The following is a 22,492-nucleotide window of genomic DNA, read 5'->3' as shown; positions in this document are numbered from 1 at the left end:
GTCAGCAGAAAGGCCATAGAAATACGGTACTGTATAAGCTGAAGCCATTCCATTAGAATTCCTCCCCATCATGTGCTAAAAACCGCAGGTATCTCCGGTTGACGTCGGCAAAGCGGTTGCGGCTGATGGGAATCTCCCGGTTATTGTCCAAAACTAGGCTGTCACGCTGCACGGTACGGATAAACCGCATGTTTACCCAAAAAGACTTGTGCGGCTTTAAAAAAGCCGGGTCACTGGAAAGCGGTGCAACCGCCCGATCAAAGCTGCCGCGGTTGCAGACACTGGAAATGGTCTGTCCATTGCTCAAGGTATATAATGCCGAGCGCGCCACATTTTCTACTACAATAATAGATTCCTTATCTACGCTTTCTTTTCCGTCACGACCGTTAATTAGGATGAAATGCGCCTTTTCTTTTTCCAGCAGCATACAAGCCATATCCAGCGCTGAAAAAAGCTCTTCTGGCGAAACAGGCTTCAGCAGATAACGCAGTGCCTGATTCTGATAGGCATCCAGCGCGAACTCTTCGGAAGAAGTTGTATAAATAATGGGGGCATTTTTTTGTACGCTGCGAATTTTCCTGCCCAGGCGGATGCCGCTGATGCTCGGCATTAGAATATCCACAACGTAAATATCATAAAGCGTATCGGATTGCAGTTGGGAATCCAGTTCCACTGCATCCGAAAATGCCGTGACTACACCTTCGCGTTCCGGGTGCTTTGAAAAATAGGCATTCGTCACTTTTACCAGTTGATTAAGGTCCCAACTGTCATTATCACATACCGCAATCCACAGCATTTTTCTCCTCCTTCTGCTTTATTTCCCTTCCATTCTATAATAAATTTCCCCTCGGTGCAAGGTCATCTGCATGAACGTGAAGCCGGCCGACATGATATTTGACAAAATATTGGCCTTTCGTTCACTCCTCGTACATATCCTTCCGGTACAGTAAAAAACGTATCAATGATGTTCCACAGAGCGACAAAAATCGCACTTCTGGAGTGGTACGATTATCTTTGCGCGCTGCGCGCATTTTACATTTTTCCTTTGCTGCCAGGAGTCCAAAGATGGACGGAATACCGACTTTGGACCACGGCAGACCAAACATTCCCCTTTGGGTTTTTATAAAAGCCGCGTCCCCGCTCCCTGCCGGAAGTCGGGGACATTTTTTGCCCCGCGTTGATATTTTCCCACTGCTGCCGTACACTTTGAAAAAGAGTTTTTTAGAACTTGTTCCGTTCATTGTGTGGCGGCTGAACGGCAAAATAAACAGATAAAAAAGACGGACAGGTCCGCAAGGTGCGGCATCTGTCCGTTTTTTATTCTTCGATTTTATTATGTACTATTCTGTCTGTACAAACTGTGCATTGTACAAACGGGCATAAAAGCCGCCTTTTTCCATAAGCGACTGATGTGTTCCCTGTTCCACAATGCGTCCGTCCTGCAGTACCAAAATAAGGTCCGCGCTGCGAATGGTAGAAAGCCGATGTGCAATAACAAAGCTAGTGCGTCCGCGCAGCAAATTCTGCATGGCGTCCTGCAGGCACTTTTCCAGCCGTGTGTCCACACTGGAAGTTGCTTCATCTAAAATAAGTATGGGCGGGTCCCTCAGCAGTGCCCGCGCAATGGTCAGCAGCTGCTTTTCACCCTGTGAAATGTTGCTGCCCTCCTCGTTCACCCGCATATCGTAGCCATTCGGCAGGGTACGGATAAAGTGGTGCACATTAGCGGCCTTTGCCGCCGAAACAACTTCATCCCGGCGGGCGTTCAATTTTCCATAGCGCAGGTTGTCCGCAACGCTGCCGGAAAACAGCCATGTATCCTGCAGCACCATGCCAAAAGCAGAACGCAGGTCATCCCGGCGGAAGGAACGGATATCCCGGCCATCCAGCAGAATGCGGCCGCTGCCTACATCGTAAAAACGCAGCAACAGGTTGATAAGTGTGGTTTTGCCTGCACCCGTAGGCCCAACAATGGCTACCATTTGCCCGGGCTGAGCCGTAAAGCTGAGGTCGTGAATGATTTCCCGCTCTCCATAACTAAAACTTACATGCTGAAACGATATTTGACCATGCACCTTTCCCAGTTCCGCCGGTGGGTCTGCCTCCGGAACCTCATTAGGCTGTGCCAAAAAGTCCGTTACACGGCCGGCCGCGGCAAAAGCTGACTGTATTTGTCCGGACATCTGTGAAATTCGTGAAAGCGGGTCATTCAGCTGCCAGATATAGTTGATAAACGCCTGCAGTGCACCCAGTGTCAGCCCACCGGCCAGCACATAATTGCAGCCGAGGGCCGCCGTGCTGCCGATTATCAAATATGTCACCAGCAAAATAAGTGGCGACATGGTAGAGGACAAAAACTGCGCACGGAACACATAGTGCTGCAGGTGATGGTTTACCTTGCGGAAATCCTGCTCCGCTGATTTTTGCTTATTGTATAATAATATTTCATGATACCCTGTGTATAATTCCGTTACACGGCCGTTTAGCTGTCCCACTGCGTCCTGCTGCTGGCGGAACTGTTTTTGGCTGCACCGGACAACCACCCAAGTAATCAGGAGTGCCAGCGGAATAATCAGCGTACCGACGGCCGCCATAACAGGCTGAATCCGGTACATCATGACCAGCGCCAGCGCCACGGACAATATCCCGCCGACAATGTCAAGCAGTGTCATTTGGCAGGCGTTGCTGATGGTATCCACATCGTTGGTAATACGGCTCAAAACATCGCCATAGGGGTGTTCATCGAAGTAGCTGACCGGCAGAGTATGGATTTTTTTCTGCAGGGCATCGCGCAGTGTCTGCATGGTGCCCTGTGTGGCATGTGTCACACTAATCATGGACAGCGCCCCGACAATCGTCTTGATGATAAAGATGATAACGAGTATTAAAATGATATGCAGTATCGCTTGATAGTGAATGCCTGCGCCGGAAATGTGCTTTGCCATGTCTGTCACGTCCGCGGCAAGCTGGGTCGTAATCCGGCCTTCCACTGACGGCATTATCGCCAAACAGACGCTTTGGGCAATGACCATCAGCGCACTCATCAAAAATCCCCATTTGTGAGGCGCAAAGTACGGCCGCAGCTGACTAAGAGTACTTTTCCCTTGTTTTTTCCGCTTTTTCATTCTGCATTGCCCCCTTCCCCAGCACTTTCCTGCAGCTCGGCTTCCGTCAACTGTGAGGCGGCAATCTCATAATAAATAGGGCAAGTACGCAGCAGCTGCTGATGTGTGCCCATGCCCACAACTTTGCCCTCATTCAGCACAACAATACAGTCTGCATCCAAAATAGTAGACACCCGCTGTGCCACAATGGCAACAATCGCGTTCTGGGTTTCACTGTGCAGTGCCCGGCGCAGATTTGCATCCGTGCGAAAATCCAGCGCAGAAAAAGAGTCATCAAACACATAAATCTGCGGTTGGCGCACAACAGCACGCGCAATGGAAAGCCGCTGACGCTGTCCGCCGGAGGTATTGACTGAGTTCTCCTCAATGGTTTCGTCAAAACCGCCCGGCTTTTCCATAATAAAATCATACGCCTGCGCGACTTTCGCCGCGTGCTCCACTTCTTCTTTGCTTGCATCCTCTTTTCCGAAACGGATATTGTCGGCAATGGTTCCATGAAACAGAAATGCTTTCTGCGGAATAAAGCCCATAGCGCCGCGCAGGGAGCTGAGACTGTACTCACGAATATCCGTGCCGTTTATCTGAATGCTGCCGCCGGTCACGTCATAAAAGCGGGGAATCAGGTTCACCAGCGTGCTCTTTCCGGAACCGGTACTGCCAACAAAGGCAATGGTCTGTCCCACCCGCACCGAAAAGGAAACATCCTGCAAAACCGGCTCGTCGCCGTCCGGATACACAAAGGTCACATGGTCAAAGGTGAGGTCCCGTACCGGCTTTTGCATCTGCAGGCCACCCACCGGGTCCCGCACCAGCGGAACAGTGTCCAGCACCTGCTGAATCCGGTGAGCACTGACGGCTGCACGCGGGTACATCATAAAGACAGTGCAGAACAGCATAGTGGACATCATGGCATGGAACAAATAAACCACAAATGCGGTCAGCTGGCCAATTTGCAGCTGGCCGATTCCCAAAAGCTGCGCGCCGCGCCAGTAGATGAGCACGCTTGCAATATTCATTATCAGAAAAAATGCCGGCTGTGTCAGCTGCATCAGCAGAAACATTTTTTTGGAGCAACTAGCGTACTGCTCATTTTCACCCGCAAAGCGTTTTTCCTCATATTTATCATTGGTAAAGGCACGCACTACACGAATGCCAGTCAAATTTTCACGAGTAATGCGGTTCATTCCATCCTGGGAATCCTGCTGTTTTTCGCTGATGGGCTTCGACAGCCGCGCAACAATGACCACGCCCAGCACAATAATTGGAATAGTCGCCGCCACAATCAGAGAAAGCTTCACTGACGCGTACAGAATCATAACATAACTGGCCACTAACATAACCGGCGTCATCAGTGCTGTACGCAAAAGCATATTCAAAAACATCTGCACCTGAAAGGCATCGTTGTTGGTCCGTGTAATCATAGAGGAAACGCCGAACTTGCCAAACTCGGTATCGGAAAAGCTTTGGGCCCGCGCAAATACGTCACTGCGCATATCCGCCGTCACATTGGAAGAAATGCGTGCGCAGCAGTACCCGAGCAAAATGATTCCTGTCACACCAATGAACGAAATGATAAGAATGGTCAGCCACATTTTATGAATATAGCCTGTATCATTTTTCATCACACCGCCGTCAATCATCTTTGCCATCAGTGTCGGTATTCCCAGCTCGGTCAGCGCAAAGCCGAAAACCGAGAGGAAGTCCAGCAAGCACCACCCTTTGTAGTGTCCGAGGTACTTAAAAATCAGTTTCATGGATTCTCTCCTTTTTCATGGGTCTTCTCTGCTGTATGCAGAACAAAAAAGACAGATGCAGGGAAGTCAGTCCCCCACATCTGTCGGCATTTTTTGCTGCGGCACGCTGCCTTTAGATACAATATTTCTGCATATACCTATCCATTTTTGGCAGAAGTGCATCATATTCGCCGTGCTTGCCCAGCCATTCGCGAATATCCCGCACGGTGACTAAGGAGTGCACCGTAATGCCGAACTCTTCCTGTACTTCCATAACTGCTGTTTTGCCGGGGTGCTGTCCCACTTCGCAGCGGTTAACGGAGATAAACATATCACTGCAGGAAACATCTGCCGCCGAGCGCAGCACAGGTATGGTTTCACGTACAGCAGTGCCCGCGGTAATGACGTCCTCAATAATAATGACGTGGTCGCCATCCTTCGGCTGATAGCCGACCAAACAACCGCCCTCGCCGTGGTCCTTTGCCTCTTTGCGGTTAAAGAAGTAGGGCTTGTCCTCTCCGTACTGGGTGTACAGTGCACCCGCGCAGGCAGTTACCAGTGGGATTCCCTTATAAGCCGGCCCAAACATCGCGTCAAAGCGGCAGCCGCTGTCATGTACCATACCGGCATAAAAACGGCCCAGCCCCGCCGCCTGTGCGCCGGTGCGGTAATTTCCGGTATTGACAAAGTACGGGGTATTGCGGCCGCTTTTGGTTACAAAGTCGCCAAAACGCAGTACATCTGCATCCATCATAAACCGGATAAACTGTTCTTTCTGCTCTGTCAGCATAAGTGCCCTCCTGCATTCCTGTATATCCCTGTATTTTTACTTATTATATTATTATACCTCTGCATTCGTCCGTTGGCAAGGGAACGCCACGGTCCTTTGCAGAATTTCCTATTTGTCCTGCAGAAAAGTTGACAGAGCCGTAAAAAGAGGCTACCATAGCCTTACCAGTCATTGATTTCTGCAGGCTGGCAGTGCTATTATTCATTTTCTTTGCGCCTGTCATCTGCTTTCCGCTGAAAGGACGTTCCTTATGAAAATTACAGACATTCGCACTTCCGAATTTTCGGTGCCGCTGCGCACGCCCTTTAAGACTGCCCTGCGCACTGTAAGCAAGATTCATGACGTATTGGTCACTGTCACTACGAACGACGGCCGCCGCGCCTTCGGTGAAGCACCACCCAGCGCGCCTATCACCGGCGAAACCATCGGCTCCATTCGCTGTGCCGTGGAGGATTTTATTCGTCCAGCACTGCTGGGACGTGACCTTGACGACTTTGATAACACCATGCAAGTCCTGCACACGGCACTGCTGCACAACACCAGTGCCAAAGCTGCCGTGGACATGGCGCTGTACGACCTGCGCGCACAAAAACTTGGTGTGCCACTGTATCGGCTGCTCGGCGGCAGCAAAAGTGAACTGGAAACTGACCTGACCATCAGCGTGAACCGCCCCGAACAAATGGCTGCCGACAGCCTGACTGCTGTGCAGCGCGGCTTCCATATTCTAAAAATCAAGGTAGGGCTGGAACCACAGCTGGACCTACAGCGTCTGACCTCCGTTCGCCGTGCGGTCGGTCCGGACATCACCATTCGTGTGGACGCAAATCAGGGCTGGACTCCGGCACAGGCTGTCCGCCTTATCCGCAGCATGGAAGACGCCGGTCTTGGTCTGGAACTAATCGAACAGCCCGTTCCCGCACAGGACATAGAAGGTATGGCCTTTGTGCGCCGAAATGTTTCCACCCCGCTGCTGGCAGACGAAAGCGTCTTTTCACCACGGGACGCCCTGGCGGTGCTGCAGGCAGGTGCAGCCGACTTTTTGAACCTGAAGCTGATGAAAACCGGCGGCATTTACGGCGCTTTGCAAATTTGCTCCCTCGCCGAAACCTTTGGTGTGCCCTGCATGGTGGGCTGTATGCTGGAAAGCAGCCTTGCCGTCAGCGCGGCCGCTCATCTGGCCGCGGGCAAACGCATTGTTACCCGTGTGGACTTAGACGGTCCCGGCTTGTGCAGCATCTGCCCCTACACCGGCGGCCCACAGTTTTTGGAAAACCACATTGTGATGAATGAAACGCCCGGTCTTGGCATTCAGCCGGATTGGATACCGCCGCTGTCATAAAGAGGTCAGCGCCGCACAAGGATCTGCAAAACCATACAAAAAAGCTGCCCGCGTTTGCAGGCAGCTCTTTTTATAGCAATTTTACAAGGCAGAATTACTTGTCGGCTTTTTCGTCGGCTTTCTTTTCTGCTTTATCGTCAGCCTTTGCTTCTGCTTTTTCAGCAGGCTTTTCCTCAGCCTTTGCGGCTGGTGCAGCTTCAGCGACGGGCTTTGCAGCGGTTTCCATCAGTTCGATAATTGCCATCGGGGCAGCATCGCCGCGGCGCGGCCCGATTTTTGTAATACGGGTATAACCGCCGTTGCGGTCCTGATACTGCGGAGCAATCTCGGTAAAGAGCTTGTTGGCAACATCTTCCTTGGTAATGAAGGCCATTACAAGGCGGCGGGTGTGCAGCGTGTCCTTCTTGGCGATTGTGATCATCTTCTCGGCCATGGCGCGAACGTCCTTGGCACGGGTGACGGTCGTTTCGATTCTGCCATTCTCTAAAAGAAAGGTCACCATTGCACGCAGCATTGCTGTACGGCTGTCCGTAGCTCTGCCGAGCTTTCTGGTTCCTGGCATCGAATGTCACTCCTTTAACCTATGGGATAGGGAATTATTCATCGTCCTTGCGCAGATTGTATCCAAGAGAAGCCATCTTCCAGATAACTTCTTCCAGTGACTTACGTCCAAGGTTGCGCACCTTCATCATGTCCTCTTCCGACTTATTGACAAGGTCGCCCACGGTGTTAATGCCGGCGCGCTTGAGGCAGTTGAAAGACCGGACAGAAAGGTCCAGCTCTTCAATGGTCATATCGAGGACCTTTTCCTTGTCCTTGTCGTCCTTTTCCACCATGATTTCTGCGTTGCTGCCTTTATCAGACAGATTGACAAACAGGTTGAGGTGCTCGGTGAGGAACTTTGCCGCCAAAGAGACGGCCTCCTGCGCGGTAATCACGCCGTTGGTCCAAACCTCCAGGGTCAGCTTGTCGTAGTCGATGCGCTGGCCCACACGGGCGTTTTCCACGTTAAAGTTCACCTTATACACCGGGGTGTAAATAGAGTCAACCGGAATAACGCCAATGACATTGGCAGCCATGTTCTGCTTGTTGCGGTCAGAGGGCACATACCCGCGGCCTTTGTCCAGCGTAATTTCCATGTAGAGCTTTGCGCCCTCGTCGAGGGTGGCGATGTGCAGTTCTGGGTTCAGAATCTCCACTTCGCTGTCACACTTAATGGAATCTGCTGTTACGTCGCAGGGGCCTTCCGCACAGATTTCAACGGTCTTGGGACCGTCGCAGTGCAGCTTTGCGGTAAGGTTCTTGATATTCAGAACCATTTCAGTGACGTCCTCTTTTACACCGGGAATGGTGGAAAACTCGTGTACCACACCGTCTATTTTAATAGAGGTAGGGGCCACGCCCGGCAAAGAGGAAAGCAGCACGCGCCGCAGGCTGTTGCCCAGGGTTGTACCAAAGCCGCGCTCCAGCGGCGACACCACGAACTTGCCGTAATTGCCGTCATCAGATACGTCTGCTATTTCAATTTTGGGCTTTTCTATCTCGATCATTAAGCAACCTCCTTAGACATACGGCAGAGCATTCTCCACCGCACTGTGTCATGTGCCTGCAGGGCATTATTTGGAGTACAACTCAACGATAAGCGTTTCATTGATATCAAAGTCAATGTCGCTTCTTTCGGGCATGGCAAGGACAGTGCCCTCCACCTTGTCATGGTTAATCTGCAGCCACTTCGGCACAGCAGTAGCAGCATTCTTCTCCAGAATGTCTTTTACATGCTGGGATGAGCGGCTCTTCTCCGCGATGGAGACAACATCGCCCACTTTAACAAGTGCGGAGCAGATGTCCAGGCGCTTGCCGTTTACAGTAATGTGGCCGTGGGTGACCATCTGGCGTGCCTCGCGGCGAGTGTTTGCAAAGCCCAGGCGGTAGACAACGTTGTCCAGGCGGCGCTCCAGCAGACGCAGCAGGTTTTCACCTGTCACACCGGTGGTGTTGGTTGCCATTTTGTAGTAATGGCGGAACTGTCTTTCCTGCACGCCGTAAATGAATTTTGCCTTCTGCTTTTCGTTCAGCTGGGTAGCATATTCACTCTGTTTGCGGCGGCCCTGCTTGGGGTTGCGGATTGAATTTTTATTGATGCCCATAACGGCGGGGCTGGTGCCCAGTGTCTTGCACCGCTTCAGGACAGGCTGCATATTTCTGGCCATGTCTTATTCCTCCTTTATGATTCCGTTTTCATTAGACACGTCTTCTTTTGGGAGGACGGCATCCGTTGTGGGGAACAGGGGTCACGTCTTTAATCATGGTGACCTCCAGGCCTGCGTTCTGCAGCGCACGGATAGCGGCCTCGCGGCCGGAGCCCGGGCCCTTAACGTAAACGTCAACGGTCTTCATTCCGTGCTCTACAGCGCCTTTGGCAGCCGTTTCAGCAGCGGTCTGAGCGGCAAAGGGGGTGGACTTTCTGCTTCCGCGGAAGCCCAGCTCACCAGAGCTTGCCCAAGAAACAGCATTGCCCTGCATATCGGTAATGGTTACAATGGTGTTGTTAAATGTGGACTGGATATGCGCGGCACCGCGGTCGATATTTTTACGTTCGCGGCGGCGGCGCGTGGTAGCAGCCTTCTTGCCGGCTGCGCCTTTGTTTGCTGGCATTGGTGAAACCCTCCTTTACTTCTTCTTGTTAGCCATCGTCTTAACCGGACCCTTACAGGTTCTGGCGTTGGTCTTGGTACGCTGACCGTGTACCGGCAGACCCTTGCGATGACGGGTACCGCGGTAGCAGTTAATTTCTGTCAGCCGCTTAATGTCGAATGCCACGTCACGGCGCAGGTCGCCCTCTACGCGGCAGTGATGGTCAATATATTCTCTGAGCTTTGCGGCGTCGTCCTCGTTCATGTCGCGCACGCGCAGGTCAGGATTCACGCCGGTCGCGGCGCAGATATCCGTGGCGGTCTTGCGGCCGATACCAAAGATATAAGTCAAGGCGATCTCGACGCGTTTGTCTCTTGGCAAGTCAATACCTGCTATACGAGCCATATTGGTTGCACCTCCAAAATGATAATCGCGTCACTTAGCCCTGACGCTGTTTGTGCTTCGGGTTTTCACAGATCACCATGACTTTGCCCTTGCGCTTAATAATCTTGCACTTTTCGCACATTTTTTTAACAGAAGGTCTTACTTTCATGGGTGTACCCTCCTTGCAGAAAACTTCTTTAGATATTTACTTTATTTGGTACGCCACGTGATGCGGCCCTGGGTCAGGTCGTAGGGGGACATCTCTACGGTAACCTTGTCGCCGGGCAGGATGCGAATGAAATTCATACGCAGTTTGCCGGAGATATGGGCCAAAATCATGTGATGATTTTGCAGCTCTACCTTAAACATTGCATTGGGCAGGGCCTCTACTACGGTACCCTCGGTCTCTATAACGTCCTGCTTAGACATACTTACAAATCAGCCTCCTCTGGCGTGGAACTGCTCCTGCCGCAAAACGGCCGAAGAGCCGCCCGAAGCGCACGGTTGCTGTGCAGGGCTTCCTCCGGTAAAACCGTACGGGTAGGAAAAAGGTGAATCAGCTTTTTCTTTTTGGGCTTTTCCAGTGTGCGGCGGCGTCCGTCACACACCAGGGCATATGGCCCCATAAGGGAAAGCACCGCGCAAAAGCTGCCCTTGTCGTGGCCGGCAGCACTGCGGGCCACGGTGCCGCGCTTCATCTCCATGGCGGCCACCTCAGTCACCCTTGGTCAGAATGACCGGGCCGGATTCCGTAATGGCAACGGTGTGCTCAAAGTGAGCCGCCAACTTGCCGTCTTTAGTCAGAGTGGTCCAGCCGTCCGGCAAAGTCTTCACGTCATAGGTCCCCTGGCAAACCATGGGCTCTATGGCAATAACCATACCCGGCAGCAGGCGTACGCCCCGGCCGGGCGTGCCGTAGTTCGGAACACTGGGGTCTTCGTGCATCTTCGCGCCTACTCCGTGGCCGGTGTAGTTCCGTACCACCGAGTAACCGCGAGCTTCGACATACCGCTGAACCGCGCTGCCCACATCGCCGATGCGGTTACCGGGCTTTGCAGCCTCAATGCCTTGAAAAAGGCTTTCGCGGGTAGCGTCCATCAGGTCCTGGGCTTCTTTGCTGACCTTCCCGCAGGGGAAAGTCCAGGTATTGTCGCCCACAAAACCCTCATAGGTGGCGCACAAGTCAATGCTGACGATGTCGCCCTCCTTAAGGATCTTCTTTTTGCTTGGTATGCCATGGACAACCACGTCGTTTACAGAAATGCAGCAGGTCGCCGGAAAACCGCCGTATCCAAGGCAGCTGGGAACAGCTCCCTCGCCTACGATATAGTCATGGGCCGCCTTATCGATTTCCCAAGTGGAAACACCCGGCTTTACCAACGCGCCGGCTATCTGCAGCGCATTTTGTGCGATGCGACCGGCATGTTTCATGCAGGTAAGTTCCCGACTGGTTTTTAAAATGATCATACTTTACTTACGCCTCGATTGCTGCAAGTGTCAGGCGGGAGGTGTCGGCCACATCCTCCTGGCCTTCTACAATGACCAGCTTCCCCTGTTTGTCATAGTAATCTTTCAGGGGTTCGGTCTTTGTGTGATATTCCTTCAGCCGTGCTTTCACGGTATCCGGGTGGTCATCCGCGCGCTGAACAAGGGTGCCTCCGCAGGCGTCGCATTTGCCCTCTACCGTTGGCTTTTTGTACAGCATATGGTAGCTGACTCCGCAGTCTTCACAGACACGGCGTCCGGACATACGGGCGACAATGCGGTCATCAGAGACATGAATCTCAACAACCTTGTCTATCTGAACGCCCATTTTGTCCAGAGCCTCGGCCTGGGGGATAGTCCGCGGGAAGCCGTCCAGCACAAAACCGTTTTTGCAGTCCGGCTGTTTCAAACGGTCTTTGACAATGCCGATAACAACTTCATCCGGGACCAGGTCGCCTTTGTCCATATAGGATTTAGCAGCCAGCCCCATCTTTGTGCCGCTTTTCAGCGCTTCTCGAATAATATTGCCGGTTGAAATGGCAGGAATGTGCAGCTTGCTGCAGATGACTTCTGCCTGTGTACCTTTTCCAGCGCCCGGTGCGCCCAAAAGAATCAGATTCATGCTAAACTCCTTCTCAATCAAGGAAGCCCTTATAATGACGCATCATCATTTGGCTTTCCAGCTGTTTCACAGTCTCCAGTGCTACACCAACAAGGATGATGATAGAAGTACCGCCCATGGAGAGGTTATGCATCCCTGTGGCATTTGCGAAAACAATCGGCATCATGGCGATAATCGCGAGGAAAACAGAACCGACGAACGTGATTTTGGAAAGAACTTTACCAATAAAATCAGAAGTAGGCTTGCCGGGGCGAATACCCGGAATTGTACCATTGCTCTGGCGCAGATTGTTGGCCATTTCAATCGGGTTGTACTGAATTGCCGTGTAGAAATAACCAAATGCAACAATAAGAATCACATACAGAATGCAGTACACCCAGCCGGTGCTGGAAAATGCTGCAAAGAATCCGTTCCAGAAGCTGCCCAAGTCCTTGTTGTCCCCAATGAAAAACCGAATGGTCGTAGGGATAGACAGGATTGAGCTTGCGAAAATAATGGGCATAACGCCGCCAATGCCGACCTTAATCGGGATATGGCTCGCCTGGCCGCCGTACTGTTTGCGGCCAACAACCCGTTTTGCGTACTGCACCGGAATCCGGCGCTCCGCATCATTCATAAAGACAATAACCCACATCAGGGCCAGGAAGATAAGGCCCCACAGCGGAACAAGGAAAAAGTAGCGTCCGTTGGCGCTGCCGTCTGTCCATGCCATATTGAGGTATTTGCCCAGGTTGCCGATAATAACTGGCATACGGGCAACGATGCCGGCAAACAACAGAATGGAAATGCCGTTGCCCACACCTTTCTGGTTGATCTGTTCGCCCATCCACATCATCAGGGCCGTACCGGCCGTAAAGACAAGGATTATGACAAACGCAGTAAAGACGCCGGCACCGCCCTGTGTATATTTCACAATCGGCGTGCCGCCGTAGGAAGCATTCCGCAGGTAGAAGTAATAAGCAAGTCCCTGCAACAGGCCCAGCAGGACAGCTACCACGCGGGTAATCTGCCCCATTTTTTTACGGCCTGCCTCCCCGCCATCCTTCACCATGCGTTCCAGTGCAGGAATGGCTACGGCCAACAGCTGCATAATAATGGAGCTGTTGATGTAAGGCGTCACGCTCATTGCAAATAGCGTTGCATTGGAAAATGCACCGCCGGAGAACATATCCAGGTAACCCAGCGCAGTACTGTTAACAGCGGAGCTGTTCATAATGCCGCGCAAAGCAGTGGAGTTAAGGAAAGGCACCGGGATGACAGCGCCGAAGCGGAACACCACGATGACAAAAAGCGTGAACAGGATTTTCTTGCGCAAATCCGGAATGCCCCAGGCGTTCTTTATTGTTTTGAACAACTCAGATCACCTCGGCCTTCCCACCTGCAGATTCAATCTTTTCCTTTGCCGCGGCGGAGAAAGCGTTTGCCTTCACAGTCAGTTTTTTCGTCATTTTTCCGTTGCTGAGAATCTTAATGCCGTCCATAGCGGACTTAATGATGCCGTTGTCCAGCAGAGCCTGTGTGTCTACTGTAGCACCGTCCTCAAACTTCTTGTCCAATGTGCCGACATTGACCGCAACGATGGCCTTTGCAAAAATATTGTGAAAACCGCGCTTCGGCATACGGCGCTGCAGCGGCATCTGGCCGCCTTCAAACCCGGGGCGGATGCTGCCGCCGGAACGGGCCTTCTGGCCTTTCTGGCCTTTGCCGGAGGTTTTGCCCTGGCCGGAGCCGGCACCGCGGCCCAGACGCTTTGTGCTGCGTGTGGAACCTGGTACTGCTGTTAAGTCATTCAGTTTCATTTACTCGCACCTCCTTGCTGTTTAAGCGTTGGTTACCTCGATGAGGTGGGTGATCTTGTGCACCTTACCCTGTGTTGGGGTGTTATCTGGCTGCACGGTGGAGTCACCGATTTTACGCAGGCCCATGGACTGGGCCGTAGCGATCTGGTCTTTCTGTGCGCCAATCAGGCTCTTGACCAGCTTAATCTTTAACTGTGCCATGATGTTGCGCCCTCCTTACAGAATATCGCTGACAGCGCGGCCGCGCAGCGCAGCAACCTGCTCGGCTGTACGCAGACGGGACAGGCCGTCAATCGTTGCGCGCACCACATTGCACGGATTGTTGGAGCGCAGTGCCTTGGTACGGATGTCATGGATGCCTGCTGCCTCAATAACAGCACGCACCGGGCCGCCGGCGATAACGCCGGTACCAGGGGCAGCCGGTTTCATCAGGACACGGCCGGCACCGTAGGCACCGATAATCTCGTGCGGGATGGTGCTGCCGTGAGTAGCGACTTTAATGAGGTTTTTCTTAGCGTCCTCAATGCCCTTGCGGATAGCATCCGGAACTTCGCCGGATTTGCCAATACCGAAGCCAACTGTACCCTTGCCGTCGCCCACGACGACCAGTGCAGCAAACTTGAAGATACGGCCGCCTTTTACGGTTTTGGAAACGCGGTTAATAGTAACCACGTGCTCCTTAAACTCATCGTCTTCTTTGCGTCTTGAGTCGAATCTAGCCAATCGTTTCTCCTCCTTTATCAGAACTTGAGGCCGCCCTCGCGGGCGCCATCAGCCAGTTCCTTTACACGTCCGTGGAACAGATTGCCGCCGCGGTCAAACTTGACCTCTGTGATGCCTTTTTCCGCGGCACGCTCTGCGATCAGCTTACCAACCTTGCGTGCAGCCTCTTTGTTGCCGCCGTTACCATCGAACTCTTTGTCCAGAGTAGAAGCCGCGCACAGCGTGACCCCATTGATATCGTCAATGACCTGGGCGTAGATGTTTTTGGTAGAGCGAAACACATTCAGGCGGGGGCACTGTGCAGTGCCGGAAATCTTACCGCGCACACGGCGGTGGCGGCGCAGTCTGGCAGTGTTTTTGTCAGCCTTGTTCACCATATGATATTCACTCCTTCAGTTACTTCTTAGCGCCCTTGCCGGCTTTGCCTTCCTTATGGCGGACAAATTCGCCAACATAGCGGATGCCTTTGCCCTTATACGGCTCCGGCGGACGTTTTTCGCGTACTTCTGCGGCAAACTGTCCAACCTGCTGCTTGTCAGGGCCAGAAATGGTAATCTGGTTTGCGGACGGGCAGTCAATGGTAATACCATCAACTTCCGGCACAATGACCTGATGAGAATATCCCAGGTTCATAACCATGTTCTTACCCTTTTTCTGGGCACGGTAACCAACACCGCGAATCTCCAACTCTTTTTTAAAGCCGGTTGTCACGCCGTCCACCATGTTCTGAATCAGGCTGCGGGTAAGGCCGTGCAGGGATTTGTTTGTCTTTGTGTCATCCGGGCGCGAAACGAGAATCTCGTTGCCCTCCACCGCGATTTTCATATTCGGGTGGAATGTTTTGGTCAAGGAGCCTTTCGGTCCCTTGACGGTCACTTCGCTTCCGTTGACTTTTACGTCAACGCCCGCGGGAATATTTATGGGTTTTCTTCCAATTCGAGACATATTTGCACCCCCTCTTTACCAGATAAACGCGAGCACTTCGCCGCCGATATTGGCACGGCGTGCTGCGCGGTCTGTCATAACGCCGTGGCTTGTAGAGATAATTGCCACGCCGAGGCCCTTCATCACGTGGGGCAGCTCTGCTGCGCTGGAATAGATGCGCAGGCCGGGCTTGCTGACACGCTTCAGGCCGGTAATGACCGATTTACGGTCTTCTGTATACTTCAGTTCTGCTTTAATGACGCCCTGTTTGCCGTCGACTGCAACGGTAAAGTTCTTAATATAGCCCTCATCCTTCAAAATCTGGCAGATGGACTTCTTCATATTGGAAGCCGGGATCTCCACAGTAGAATGCTTGGCTGTGCTTGCGTTGCGAATCCGGGTGAGCAGGTCTGCGATTGTATCTGTAATCTGCATTCCGTTACCTCCTTAGCTGCTTACCAGCTTGCCTTTTTTACGCCCGGAATCTCGCCCTTATAGGCAAGGTTGCGGAAGCAAATACGGCAGATACCGAACTTACGAAGGTAGCCGTGCGGCCGGCCGCAGATCTTGCAGCGGTTATACTGCCGGGAAGAGTACTTCGCAGGGCGGCGCTGTTTTATTTTCATAGATGTTTTTGCCACAGGAAACCCTCCTTATTTCGCGAACGGGGCGCCCAGCTGAGCCAGCAGCTCGCGGGCTTCCTCGTCGTTCTTCGCGGTTGTGACAAAGCAGATGTCCATGCCGCGGACCTTATCGATCTTGTCGAACTCGATTTCCGGGAAAATCAGCTGTTCCTTCACGCCGAGGTTGTAGTTGCCGCGGCCATCGAAGGAGTTGGGGTTAATTCCGCGGAAGTCACGCACGCGGGGCAGGGCCACATTGAAGAAGCGGTCCATGAATTCGTACATACGGTTACCGCGCAGGGTAACCTTTACGCCGATTTTCATGCCGGCGCGCAGCTTAAAGTTAGCTACGCTCTTCTTTGCGGTGCACACTGCCGGGCGCTGACCGGTAATTGCCATAATGTCATTGATAATAGAATCGATGACCTTGGCATTTTCCTTGGCCTCACCTGCGCCGACGTTGATGACGATTTTATCGAGCTTCGGGATCTGCATGACGCTCTTATAGGAAAACTTCTTCATCAGGGCAGGAGCGACCTCGCTCTTGTAGTAATCTTTCAGTCTAGCCAATGGTGTCTCCTCCCTCACAGCTCTTTGCCGCACTTTTTGCAAATGCGGGTCTTGGTGCCGTCCGCAGCGATCTTGTGGCCGACACGGGTAGGTTTCTTGCAGCTGGGGCAGACCACCTGGACTTTGGAAGCGTAAACCGCGCCCTCGCCCGTAACCTTGCCGCCTTCTTCGCCCATTTTGCGGGGCTTGACGTGCTTGGTGACCATGTTCAGCTTTTCGACGATGACCTTGCCCTCACTGGGGCTGACCGCCATGACTTTGCCCTGCTTGCCGGCATCGCGGCCAGAGAGCATCACAACAGTGTCACCGGTTTTTACATGCATTTTATTTGCCATATCCTGTGACACCTCCTTACAGAACTTCCGGCGCAAGGCTCAGGATCTTCATATAGTCGTGGTCACGCAGTTCACGTGCCACTGGCCCAAAGATACGAGTACCCTGCGGGGTTTTGTCATCTTTAATGAGTACGGCTGCATTTTCGTCAAAACGAATGTAGCTGCCGTCGTCGCGGCGAACGCCGTTGGAAGAGCGGACGATAACCGCCTTTACTACGTCGCCTTTCTTTACTGTGCCGCCCGGGGCTGCTTTCTTTACGGAAGCGACCACAACGTCACCGATATTCGCATACCTTCTGCCGGTACCGCCCAGCACGCGGATGCACATAAGCTGCTTCGCGCCGGTGTTATCGGCAACATTGAGGTAAGTCTGCTGTTGAATCACAGTGCGTTCCTCCTTTGCTAAAGGGCAAAACAGAAATTATTTTGCCTTCTCGATAATCTCCACAAGACGCCAGCGCTTGTCTTTGCTCAGCGGGCGGGTTTCCATCACACGCACGCGGTCACCAATATTGCACTCGTTCTTTTCATCATGTGCTTTCAGCTTAACGGTACGCTTAATGACCTTTTTATACAGCGGATGCTTGACACTATCCTTAATAGCAATCACAATGGTTTTGTCCATCTTGTTGCTAACTACGGTGCCAACCTCTGTTTTGCGGTTATTTCTCTTTTCGCTCACGATGTTTTCCCTCCTTCCGGTTACGCTTCGGCGCTGTCTTTAAGTTCATTAGCGCGCAACACGGTCTTAATGCGGGCAATGTCCTTTTTAACAGCGGAGATACGCATCGGGTTGTCGAGCTGGTTAATCGCAAGCTGGAAGCGGAGGTTAAAGAGCTCCTCTTTCAGGTCCTTGAGCTTGCTCTCGAGCTCTGCAGTGGTCATATCCCGAACTTCAGAAGCTTTCATGACTGGGCAACCTCCTCTTCCTTCTTAGTTACAAACTTTGTCTTAATCGGCAGCTTGCTGGCGGCCAGGCGCATAGCCTCGCGTGCGGTTTCCTCCGGGATTTCGCCCATTTCAAACAGCACACGGCCGGGCTTTACCACAGCCACCCAGTATTCCGGGGCGCCTTTACCTTTGCCCATTCGGGTTTCAAGCGGTTTCTTGGTATACGGCTTGTCGGGAAAAATCTTAATCCAAACTTTGCCGAAACGTTTGCAGTAACGAGTCATAGCAACACGAGCTGCTTCAATCTGGTTTGCGGTAATCCATGCTGGCTCCAATGCCTGCAGGCCAAAATCACCGTATGTTACCTTGTTGCCGCGGTAAGCTTTGCCGGTCATACGGCCACGGTGCATTTTGCGGAACTTTGTGCGCTTAGGCATTAACATTATCTGCGGCCTCCTTCCCTACGGGACGGACGGCGCTGTGACTGCCGGTTGTTTCTGTTGTCAGCGGCATCACTGCGGCGGTTGTCATGCAAAACTTCGCCCCGATAGATCCAGACTTTCACGCCGATGCGGCCATAGGTTGTAGCAGCTTCTGTAAAGCCGTAGTCGATGTCGGCGCGCAGGGTCTGCAGCGGAATCGTACCATCATGGTAGGATTCTCTGCGAGCGATTTCTGCACCGCCAAGGCGGCCGGAAACCTGTGTTTTAATACCCTTAACGCCCATCTTCATGGCGCGGCCGATGCACTGCTTCATGGCGCGGCGGAAAGACGTACGTTTTTCCAGCTGCTGTGCAATGTTTTCTGCAACCAGCTGTGCGTTCACATCGGGGTTCTTAACCTCGATAATATTGATGGAAACAGGCTTGCCCAGCATTTTTTCACACTGCAGACGGAGCTTTTCAATCTCTGTGCCGCCCTTGCCAATAACCATTCCTGGCTTTGCGCAGTGAATATGAATGCGGACTTTGCTTGCGTCACGTTCAATTTCAATCTTCGGGACACCCGCTGCATACAGCTGCTTTTTCAGCGCCGTGCGCAGGTTGTAGTCTTCCACCAGGGTATCGCCAAAGTCCTTTTCATTGACGTACCAGCGGGAATCCCAATCGTCAATAACACCAACACGTAAACCGTGCGGATTAACTTTCTGGCCCATTGTGTAACCTCCTCTGCTTTATTCCTTTTCCTTAAGCACCAGCGTCACGTGAGAAGTCCTTTTCAGGACCCGGTACGCGCGGCCCTGTGCACGCGGACGGATGCGTTTGAGGATCGGGCCCGGGCATGCATAGCATTTGGACACGTACAGCCGGGAAACGTCCATGCTGTGGTTGTTCTCAGCATTCGCCACGGCCGACTTGAGCAGCTTGACCAGGTACTCAGATGCGGCTTTCGGGGTATTTTGGAGGATAGCCATAGCTTCGTCCACCGGCTTATTGCGGATAAGGTCCAGCACGATAGACATTTTACGGGGGGAAATACGGGCGTATTTCAGGTTAGCCCTTGCTTCCATGTGATACACTCCTTTCAGCCGTTCGAATTACTTCCGGCAGATGTTGTCGGGGCAGTGGTCTTACTGCCATTATGACCTTTAAAAGTACGGGTAGGGGCGAACTCGCCCAGATGATGCCCGACCATATCTTCTGTAATATACACCGGAACGTGCTTGCGGCCGTCATGAACCGCAATGGTATGACCGACAAATTCCGGGAAAATGATGGACGCGCGGCTCCAGGTCTTTACAATTTCCTTTTTGCCGGAATCGTTCATCGCTTTGATCCTTTTCAGCAGACCAGGCTCAACAAAAGGACCCTTTTTAATGCTTCTGCTCATAGTTAAAAGCTCCTTTCTCTAGCCTTATTTGCCGTTTCTGCTCTTCACAATATACTTATTGGAAGCTTTACGGCGATTGCGTGTCTTATAACCCAGTGCAGGCTTGCCCCACGGGGTCATAGGACCAGGATGGCCGACAGGTGCTTTGCCTTCGCCGCCGCCATGCGGATGGTCGTTCGGGTTCATAACAGAACCACGGACGGTCGGACGCCAGCCCATATGACGCTTGCGGCCAGCCTTACCAATCTTCACATTCTCATGGTCGATGTTGCTGACCTGGCCGATAGTGGCCATGCAGGTTTCAGGCACGTTGCGCAGTTCGCCGGAAGGCAGACGCAGCAGCGCCATGCCGTTTTCCTTAGCCATCAGCTGTGCCATAATGCCAGCAGCACGTGCCAGCTGAGCACCCTTACCGGGATACAGTTCCACGTTGTGGATGTAAGTACCGGTTGGGATATTGGCCAGTGGAAGTGCATTGCCGGGTTTAATATCGGCAGCTGCACCGGAAACCACCATGTCGCCGACCTTGAGGCCGTCCGGCGCAATGATGTAAGCTTTTTCGCCGTCTTCGTACTGCAGCAGTGCGATGAAAGCGGAGCGGTTCGGGTCATACTCAATGGTCTGAACCGTTGCGGGCATGTCCGCCTTCTGACGCTTAAAGTCGATGATGCGGTACTTGGTACGGTTTCCGCCACCGCGGTGGCGGACGGTGATGCGGCCATAGCTGTTGCGGCCGGCGGTCTTTTTATTGGTATCCAGAAGGCTCTTTTCCGGGCCTTTCTTGGAAAGCCCTGCGTAATCCGTCACCGACATGTTGCGGCGGGACGGAGTACTGGGCGTATAGTTCTTAGTAGCCATTCTCTGATTTCACGCTCCTTAAACTTGGCTTTGCGGGGTGTTCCGCATTTTAACAGATACAGAAAGCGGTGCCTTTTGCGGGGCTACCGCGCAGACCGAAGCCTGCCCCCATACGTTGCCGGAAAAGCCGGTCTTTCTTTATCTTTCGGTTTACAGCATGCCGTCGAAGAACTCGATGGATTTGCTGTCTTCCGTCAAAGAAACGATGGCTTTCTTCCAGGCAGGGGTGTAACCCTGGTTGCGGCCCTGGCGGCGCAGATGGCCGCGGACGTGCAGGGTGTTCACTTTGCGCACCTTAACGCCGAAGAGTTCCTCGACAGCGTTTTTAATGTCCAGCTTGGTTGCACGGGGTGCGACCTGGAACGTATAAGCTTTATTTGCGACGCCGCTCATTGCCTTTTCGGAAATGACCGGGCGCAGAATAATCTCATGTGCAGTCATTATGCGTATACCTCCTCGATCTGGGCTACGGCGTCCTTTACAATGATGAACTTGTCAGCGTTGAGGATGTCGTAAACATTGAGGGTGTTGGTCAGGGCGGTCTTCACGCCGGGGATGTTGCGGGCGGAAGCGATGACGGTCTTGTCATTCTCCGGCAGGACCAGCAGCACATGCTTGTCAGCGCCCAACGCCTTCAGCATGTCAGCTACGGTCTTGGTCCGATAAGTTTCCAGCGGAAGGCTGTCCAGAACGATCATCTGGTCATCCTTCACTTTGCTGGAAAGGGCAGACTTCATGGCCAAGCGGCGGACTTTCTTGTTCAGCGTGTAGCTGTAGTCGCGCGGCTTTGGTGCAAAGACGATGCCGCCGTGAGTCCACTGGGGAGCCCGCGTGGAGCCCTGACGTGCATGGCCTGTGCCCTTCTGGCGCCACGGCTTTTTGCCGCCGCCGGAAACCTCGCTGCGTGTCAGGGCACTCTGTGTACCCTGGCGGCGGTTGGCGAGCTGGTTCTTCACCACGTCATGCATAACACTGACGTTGGGTTCGATACCGAAAACGGCCTCGGAAAGGTCGAGTGTACCGACCTCTTTACCGGTCATATCTTTTACTGTAATCTTAGGCATTGCGGTTCCTCCTTCCCTTAAGCTTTCTTCACTTTGACGCTGTCACGGATGCAGACGGTGCCGCCGTTGGGGCCGGGCACAGCGCCCTTGATAGCGATGAGGTTGTTTTCCGCGTCGACCTTGGCAACAGTCAGGTTCAGCACGGTCGTGGTAACAGCGCCCAAATGGCCGGAACGCTTCTTGCCCGGGAAAACACGGGACGGATCAGAACAGCAGCCTGTGGAGCCGCCCATACGAGCGACTGGACCGGTACCGTGGGATTCTTTCAGGCGGCCGAAGTTCCAGCGCTTTACCACGCCGGCCCAGCCTTTACCTTTGCTGGTGCCCTGTACATCCACACGATCACCCTCTGCGAAGGTATCTGCCTTTACGATGTCGCCGACTTTTAAAGCAGAGGTATCGTCTAGGCGGAACTCACGCAGTGTCTTCTTGGGGGCAACGTCGCCCTTGTCGAAGTGGCCCTTCATGGGTTTGTTCATGCGGCAGGTTTTCAGCTCACCGAAGCCCAGCTGAACACTGTCGTAGCCGTCGTTTTCAACGGTCTTTTTCTGTGTCACCGCGCAGGGGCCGGCCTCAATGACAGTGACCGGAATGACATTTCCCTTTGCGTCGAAGATTTGCGTCATGCCAATCTTCTTGCCGATGATTCCTTTTTGCATTTGTTGTTTCCTCCTATGCAGGTTATTGGTTGGCCAAAATGCCAACGTGACCTCGGCCGCACGCAGCCCCTTTCGGGACTGCCCGGTTGGTTGAGAGTCTTCCA

35 protein-coding genes and 1 pseudogene are annotated in these 22,492 nt (G+C 52.9%); 1 reads left to right on the top strand and 35 read right to left on the bottom strand.

Features of this window, described 5'->3' with window-relative positions:
- Nucleotides 1–52 precede the first annotated feature (52 nt).
- The 4 genes from GJQ69_RS01865 to pyrE all read right to left on the bottom strand — a co-directional run bounded on the left by GJQ69_RS01865 (nt 53) and on the right by pyrE (nt 5,648).
- Nucleotides 53–796 carry a LytR/AlgR family response regulator transcription factor gene (locus tag GJQ69_RS01865; protein ID WP_086036498.1) on the bottom strand — a complete coding sequence of 248 codons (744 nt, stop codon included), beginning with the start codon at nt 794–796 and terminating at the stop codon, nt 53–55.
- A 544-nt stretch (nt 797–1,340) separates the two neighbouring features.
- The gene (locus GJQ69_RS01860; protein ID WP_086036500.1) at nt 1,341–3,125 is read right to left on the bottom strand and encodes an ABC transporter ATP-binding protein; all 1,785 of its coding nucleotides are present in this window, start codon (nt 3,123–3,125) and stop codon (nt 1,341–1,343) included.
- Complete coding sequence (locus GJQ69_RS01855; RefSeq protein ID WP_086036501.1) at nt 3,122–4,879, bottom strand: ABC transporter ATP-binding protein; 1,758 nt, start codon at nt 4,877–4,879, stop codon at nt 3,122–3,124. The genes GJQ69_RS01860 and GJQ69_RS01855 overlap by 4 nt, the downstream gene beginning before the upstream one ends.
- A 112-nt stretch (nt 4,880–4,991) precedes the next feature.
- Nucleotides 4,992–5,648, bottom strand: a complete 657-nt coding sequence (pyrE, locus tag GJQ69_RS01850; protein ID WP_086036502.1) for an orotate phosphoribosyltransferase — start codon at nt 5,646–5,648, stop codon at nt 4,992–4,994.
- A gap of 250 nt (nt 5,649–5,898) precedes the next feature.
- On the opposite strand from pyrE, the gene GJQ69_RS01845 reads away from it, so the two are divergent.
- Nucleotides 5,899–6,987 (top strand): dipeptide epimerase, encoded by a 1,089-nt coding sequence (locus tag GJQ69_RS01845; protein WP_086036503.1) that lies wholly within the window; start codon nt 5,899–5,901, stop codon nt 6,985–6,987.
- Nucleotides 6,988–7,210: 223 nt separating this feature from the next.
- Here the strand turns inward: GJQ69_RS01845 and rplQ are convergent.
- The 31 genes and pseudogenes from rplQ to rplC all read right to left on the bottom strand — a co-directional run.
- Nucleotides 7,211–7,549: pseudogene (gene rplQ, locus GJQ69_RS01840) on the bottom strand (50S ribosomal protein L17); the annotation flags it as partial.
- 34 nt (nt 7,550–7,583) lie between these two features.
- Entirely contained in the window at nt 7,584–8,537 is a 954-nt protein-coding gene (locus GJQ69_RS01835; protein WP_086036505.1) for a DNA-directed RNA polymerase subunit alpha, read from the bottom strand.
- Nucleotides 8,538–8,603: 66 nt separating this feature from the next.
- Nucleotides 8,604–9,197 (bottom strand): 30S ribosomal protein S4, encoded by a 594-nt coding sequence (gene rpsD / locus GJQ69_RS01830; RefSeq protein WP_174192796.1) that lies wholly within the window; start codon nt 9,195–9,197, stop codon nt 8,604–8,606.
- Nucleotides 9,198–9,228: 31 nt separating this feature from the next.
- A complete protein-coding gene (rpsK, locus tag GJQ69_RS01825; protein ID WP_086036507.1) occupies nt 9,229–9,642 on the bottom strand; it encodes a 30S ribosomal protein S11 in 414 nt (137 codons plus the stop codon).
- 15 nt (nt 9,643–9,657) lie between these two features.
- Nucleotides 9,658–10,026 carry a 30S ribosomal protein S13 gene (gene rpsM / locus GJQ69_RS01820; RefSeq protein WP_086036508.1) on the bottom strand — a complete coding sequence of 123 codons (369 nt, stop codon included), beginning with the start codon at nt 10,024–10,026 and terminating at the stop codon, nt 9,658–9,660.
- 34 nt (nt 10,027–10,060) lie between these two features.
- Nucleotides 10,061–10,174: a 50S ribosomal protein L36 gene (gene rpmJ / locus GJQ69_RS01815; protein WP_004824776.1), complete on the bottom strand. Its 114-nt coding sequence runs from the start codon at nt 10,172–10,174 to the stop codon at nt 10,061–10,063.
- Nucleotides 10,175–10,215: 41 nt separating this feature from the next.
- Nucleotides 10,216–10,434, bottom strand: a complete 219-nt coding sequence (gene infA, locus GJQ69_RS01810; RefSeq protein ID WP_086036509.1) for a translation initiation factor IF-1 — start codon at nt 10,432–10,434, stop codon at nt 10,216–10,218.
- A gap of 2 nt (nt 10,435–10,436) precedes the next feature.
- Nucleotides 10,437–10,709: a KOW domain-containing RNA-binding protein gene (locus GJQ69_RS01805; protein WP_086036510.1), complete on the bottom strand. Its 273-nt coding sequence runs from the start codon at nt 10,707–10,709 to the stop codon at nt 10,437–10,439.
- Between the two features lie 10 nt (nt 10,710–10,719).
- Nucleotides 10,720–11,472, bottom strand: a complete 753-nt coding sequence (map, locus tag GJQ69_RS01800; protein ID WP_086036511.1) for a type I methionyl aminopeptidase — start codon at nt 11,470–11,472, stop codon at nt 10,720–10,722.
- A 7-nt stretch (nt 11,473–11,479) separates the two neighbouring features.
- Nucleotides 11,480–12,112, bottom strand: a complete 633-nt coding sequence (locus GJQ69_RS01795) for an adenylate kinase (RefSeq protein WP_086036512.1) — start codon at nt 12,110–12,112, stop codon at nt 11,480–11,482.
- Nucleotides 12,113–12,125: 13 nt separating this feature from the next.
- Nucleotides 12,126–13,466 (bottom strand): preprotein translocase subunit SecY, encoded by a 1,341-nt coding sequence (secY, locus tag GJQ69_RS01790; protein ID WP_086036513.1) that lies wholly within the window; start codon nt 13,464–13,466, stop codon nt 12,126–12,128.
- Between the two features lies 1 nt (nt 13,467).
- Nucleotides 13,468–13,911, bottom strand: a complete 444-nt coding sequence (gene rplO / locus GJQ69_RS01785; RefSeq protein ID WP_086036514.1) for a 50S ribosomal protein L15 — start codon at nt 13,909–13,911, stop codon at nt 13,468–13,470.
- A gap of 21 nt (nt 13,912–13,932) precedes the next feature.
- Nucleotides 13,933–14,112 carry a 50S ribosomal protein L30 gene (gene rpmD / locus GJQ69_RS01780; RefSeq protein WP_086036515.1) on the bottom strand — a complete coding sequence of 60 codons (180 nt, stop codon included), beginning with the start codon at nt 14,110–14,112 and terminating at the stop codon, nt 13,933–13,935.
- A 15-nt stretch (nt 14,113–14,127) separates the two neighbouring features.
- Entirely contained in the window at nt 14,128–14,634 is a 507-nt protein-coding gene (gene rpsE, locus GJQ69_RS01775) for a 30S ribosomal protein S5 (RefSeq protein WP_086036516.1), read from the bottom strand.
- Nucleotides 14,635–14,651: 17 nt separating this feature from the next.
- Nucleotides 14,652–15,011: a 50S ribosomal protein L18 gene (rplR, locus tag GJQ69_RS01770; RefSeq protein ID WP_086036517.1), complete on the bottom strand. Its 360-nt coding sequence runs from the start codon at nt 15,009–15,011 to the stop codon at nt 14,652–14,654.
- Between the two features lie 19 nt (nt 15,012–15,030).
- Nucleotides 15,031–15,579 carry a 50S ribosomal protein L6 gene (rplF, locus tag GJQ69_RS01765; RefSeq protein WP_086036518.1) on the bottom strand — a complete coding sequence of 183 codons (549 nt, stop codon included), beginning with the start codon at nt 15,577–15,579 and terminating at the stop codon, nt 15,031–15,033.
- Nucleotides 15,580–15,594: 15 nt separating this feature from the next.
- Nucleotides 15,595–15,993, bottom strand: a complete 399-nt coding sequence (rpsH, locus tag GJQ69_RS01760) for a 30S ribosomal protein S8 (RefSeq protein WP_086036519.1) — start codon at nt 15,991–15,993, stop codon at nt 15,595–15,597.
- Nucleotides 15,994–16,013: 20 nt separating this feature from the next.
- Nucleotides 16,014–16,199: a type Z 30S ribosomal protein S14 gene (locus GJQ69_RS01755; RefSeq protein WP_086036520.1), complete on the bottom strand. Its 186-nt coding sequence runs from the start codon at nt 16,197–16,199 to the stop codon at nt 16,014–16,016.
- A gap of 12 nt (nt 16,200–16,211) precedes the next feature.
- Nucleotides 16,212–16,751: a 50S ribosomal protein L5 gene (gene rplE, locus GJQ69_RS01750; RefSeq protein WP_086036521.1), complete on the bottom strand. Its 540-nt coding sequence runs from the start codon at nt 16,749–16,751 to the stop codon at nt 16,212–16,214.
- A 14-nt stretch (nt 16,752–16,765) separates the two neighbouring features.
- The gene (rplX, locus tag GJQ69_RS01745; RefSeq protein WP_086036522.1) at nt 16,766–17,086 is read right to left on the bottom strand and encodes a 50S ribosomal protein L24; all 321 of its coding nucleotides are present in this window, start codon (nt 17,084–17,086) and stop codon (nt 16,766–16,768) included.
- A 16-nt stretch (nt 17,087–17,102) separates the two neighbouring features.
- Complete coding sequence (gene rplN, locus GJQ69_RS01740; RefSeq protein ID WP_174192787.1) at nt 17,103–17,471, bottom strand: 50S ribosomal protein L14; 369 nt, start codon at nt 17,469–17,471, stop codon at nt 17,103–17,105.
- 36 nt (nt 17,472–17,507) lie between these two features.
- Nucleotides 17,508–17,768 (bottom strand): 30S ribosomal protein S17, encoded by a 261-nt coding sequence (gene rpsQ / locus GJQ69_RS01735; RefSeq protein WP_086036524.1) that lies wholly within the window; start codon nt 17,766–17,768, stop codon nt 17,508–17,510.
- A 20-nt stretch (nt 17,769–17,788) separates the two neighbouring features.
- A complete protein-coding gene (gene rpmC, locus GJQ69_RS01730) occupies nt 17,789–17,995 on the bottom strand; it encodes a 50S ribosomal protein L29 (protein ID WP_086036525.1) in 207 nt (68 codons plus the stop codon).
- Nucleotides 17,992–18,420, bottom strand: coding sequence for a 50S ribosomal protein L16 (rplP, locus tag GJQ69_RS01725; RefSeq protein ID WP_086036526.1), 429 nt, complete (start codon nt 18,418–18,420; stop codon nt 17,992–17,994). Before rplP ends, rpmC begins: the two co-directional genes overlap by 4 nt.
- On the bottom strand, nt 18,420–19,133 hold the full coding sequence (gene rpsC, locus GJQ69_RS01720; RefSeq protein ID WP_086036527.1) for a 30S ribosomal protein S3: 714 nt from the start codon (nt 19,131–19,133) through the stop codon (nt 18,420–18,422). Before rpsC ends, rplP begins: the two co-directional genes overlap by 1 nt.
- Nucleotides 19,134–19,151: 18 nt before the next feature.
- Nucleotides 19,152–19,487, bottom strand: a complete 336-nt coding sequence (gene rplV, locus GJQ69_RS01715; protein ID WP_086036528.1) for a 50S ribosomal protein L22 — start codon at nt 19,485–19,487, stop codon at nt 19,152–19,154.
- 14 nt (nt 19,488–19,501) lie between these two features.
- Nucleotides 19,502–19,807, bottom strand: coding sequence for a 30S ribosomal protein S19 (gene rpsS / locus GJQ69_RS01710; protein WP_086036529.1), 306 nt, complete (start codon nt 19,805–19,807; stop codon nt 19,502–19,504).
- A gap of 24 nt (nt 19,808–19,831) precedes the next feature.
- A complete protein-coding gene (gene rplB / locus GJQ69_RS01705) occupies nt 19,832–20,665 on the bottom strand; it encodes a 50S ribosomal protein L2 (protein ID WP_086036530.1) in 834 nt (277 codons plus the stop codon).
- Between the two features lie 150 nt (nt 20,666–20,815).
- Nucleotides 20,816–21,106, bottom strand: a complete 291-nt coding sequence (gene rplW / locus GJQ69_RS01700) for a 50S ribosomal protein L23 (protein WP_086036531.1) — start codon at nt 21,104–21,106, stop codon at nt 20,816–20,818.
- Nucleotides 21,106–21,729, bottom strand: a complete 624-nt coding sequence (gene rplD / locus GJQ69_RS01695) for a 50S ribosomal protein L4 (RefSeq protein ID WP_086036532.1) — start codon at nt 21,727–21,729, stop codon at nt 21,106–21,108. Before rplD ends, rplW begins: the two co-directional genes overlap by 1 nt.
- A 17-nt stretch (nt 21,730–21,746) precedes the next feature.
- Nucleotides 21,747–22,388, bottom strand: a complete 642-nt coding sequence (rplC, locus tag GJQ69_RS01690; RefSeq protein ID WP_086036533.1) for a 50S ribosomal protein L3 — start codon at nt 22,386–22,388, stop codon at nt 21,747–21,749.
- Nucleotides 22,389–22,492: the final 104 nt, after the last annotated feature.

Origin of the sequence: Caproicibacterium lactatifermentans, assembly GCF_013315815.1 — a bacterium.
Classification (GTDB): Bacteria; Bacillota; Clostridia; order Oscillospirales; family Acutalibacteraceae; genus Caproicibacterium; species Caproicibacterium lactatifermentans.
Note: the sequence above shows the minus strand (reverse complement) of the source record. Positions and strands in the feature narration are given on the sequence as shown.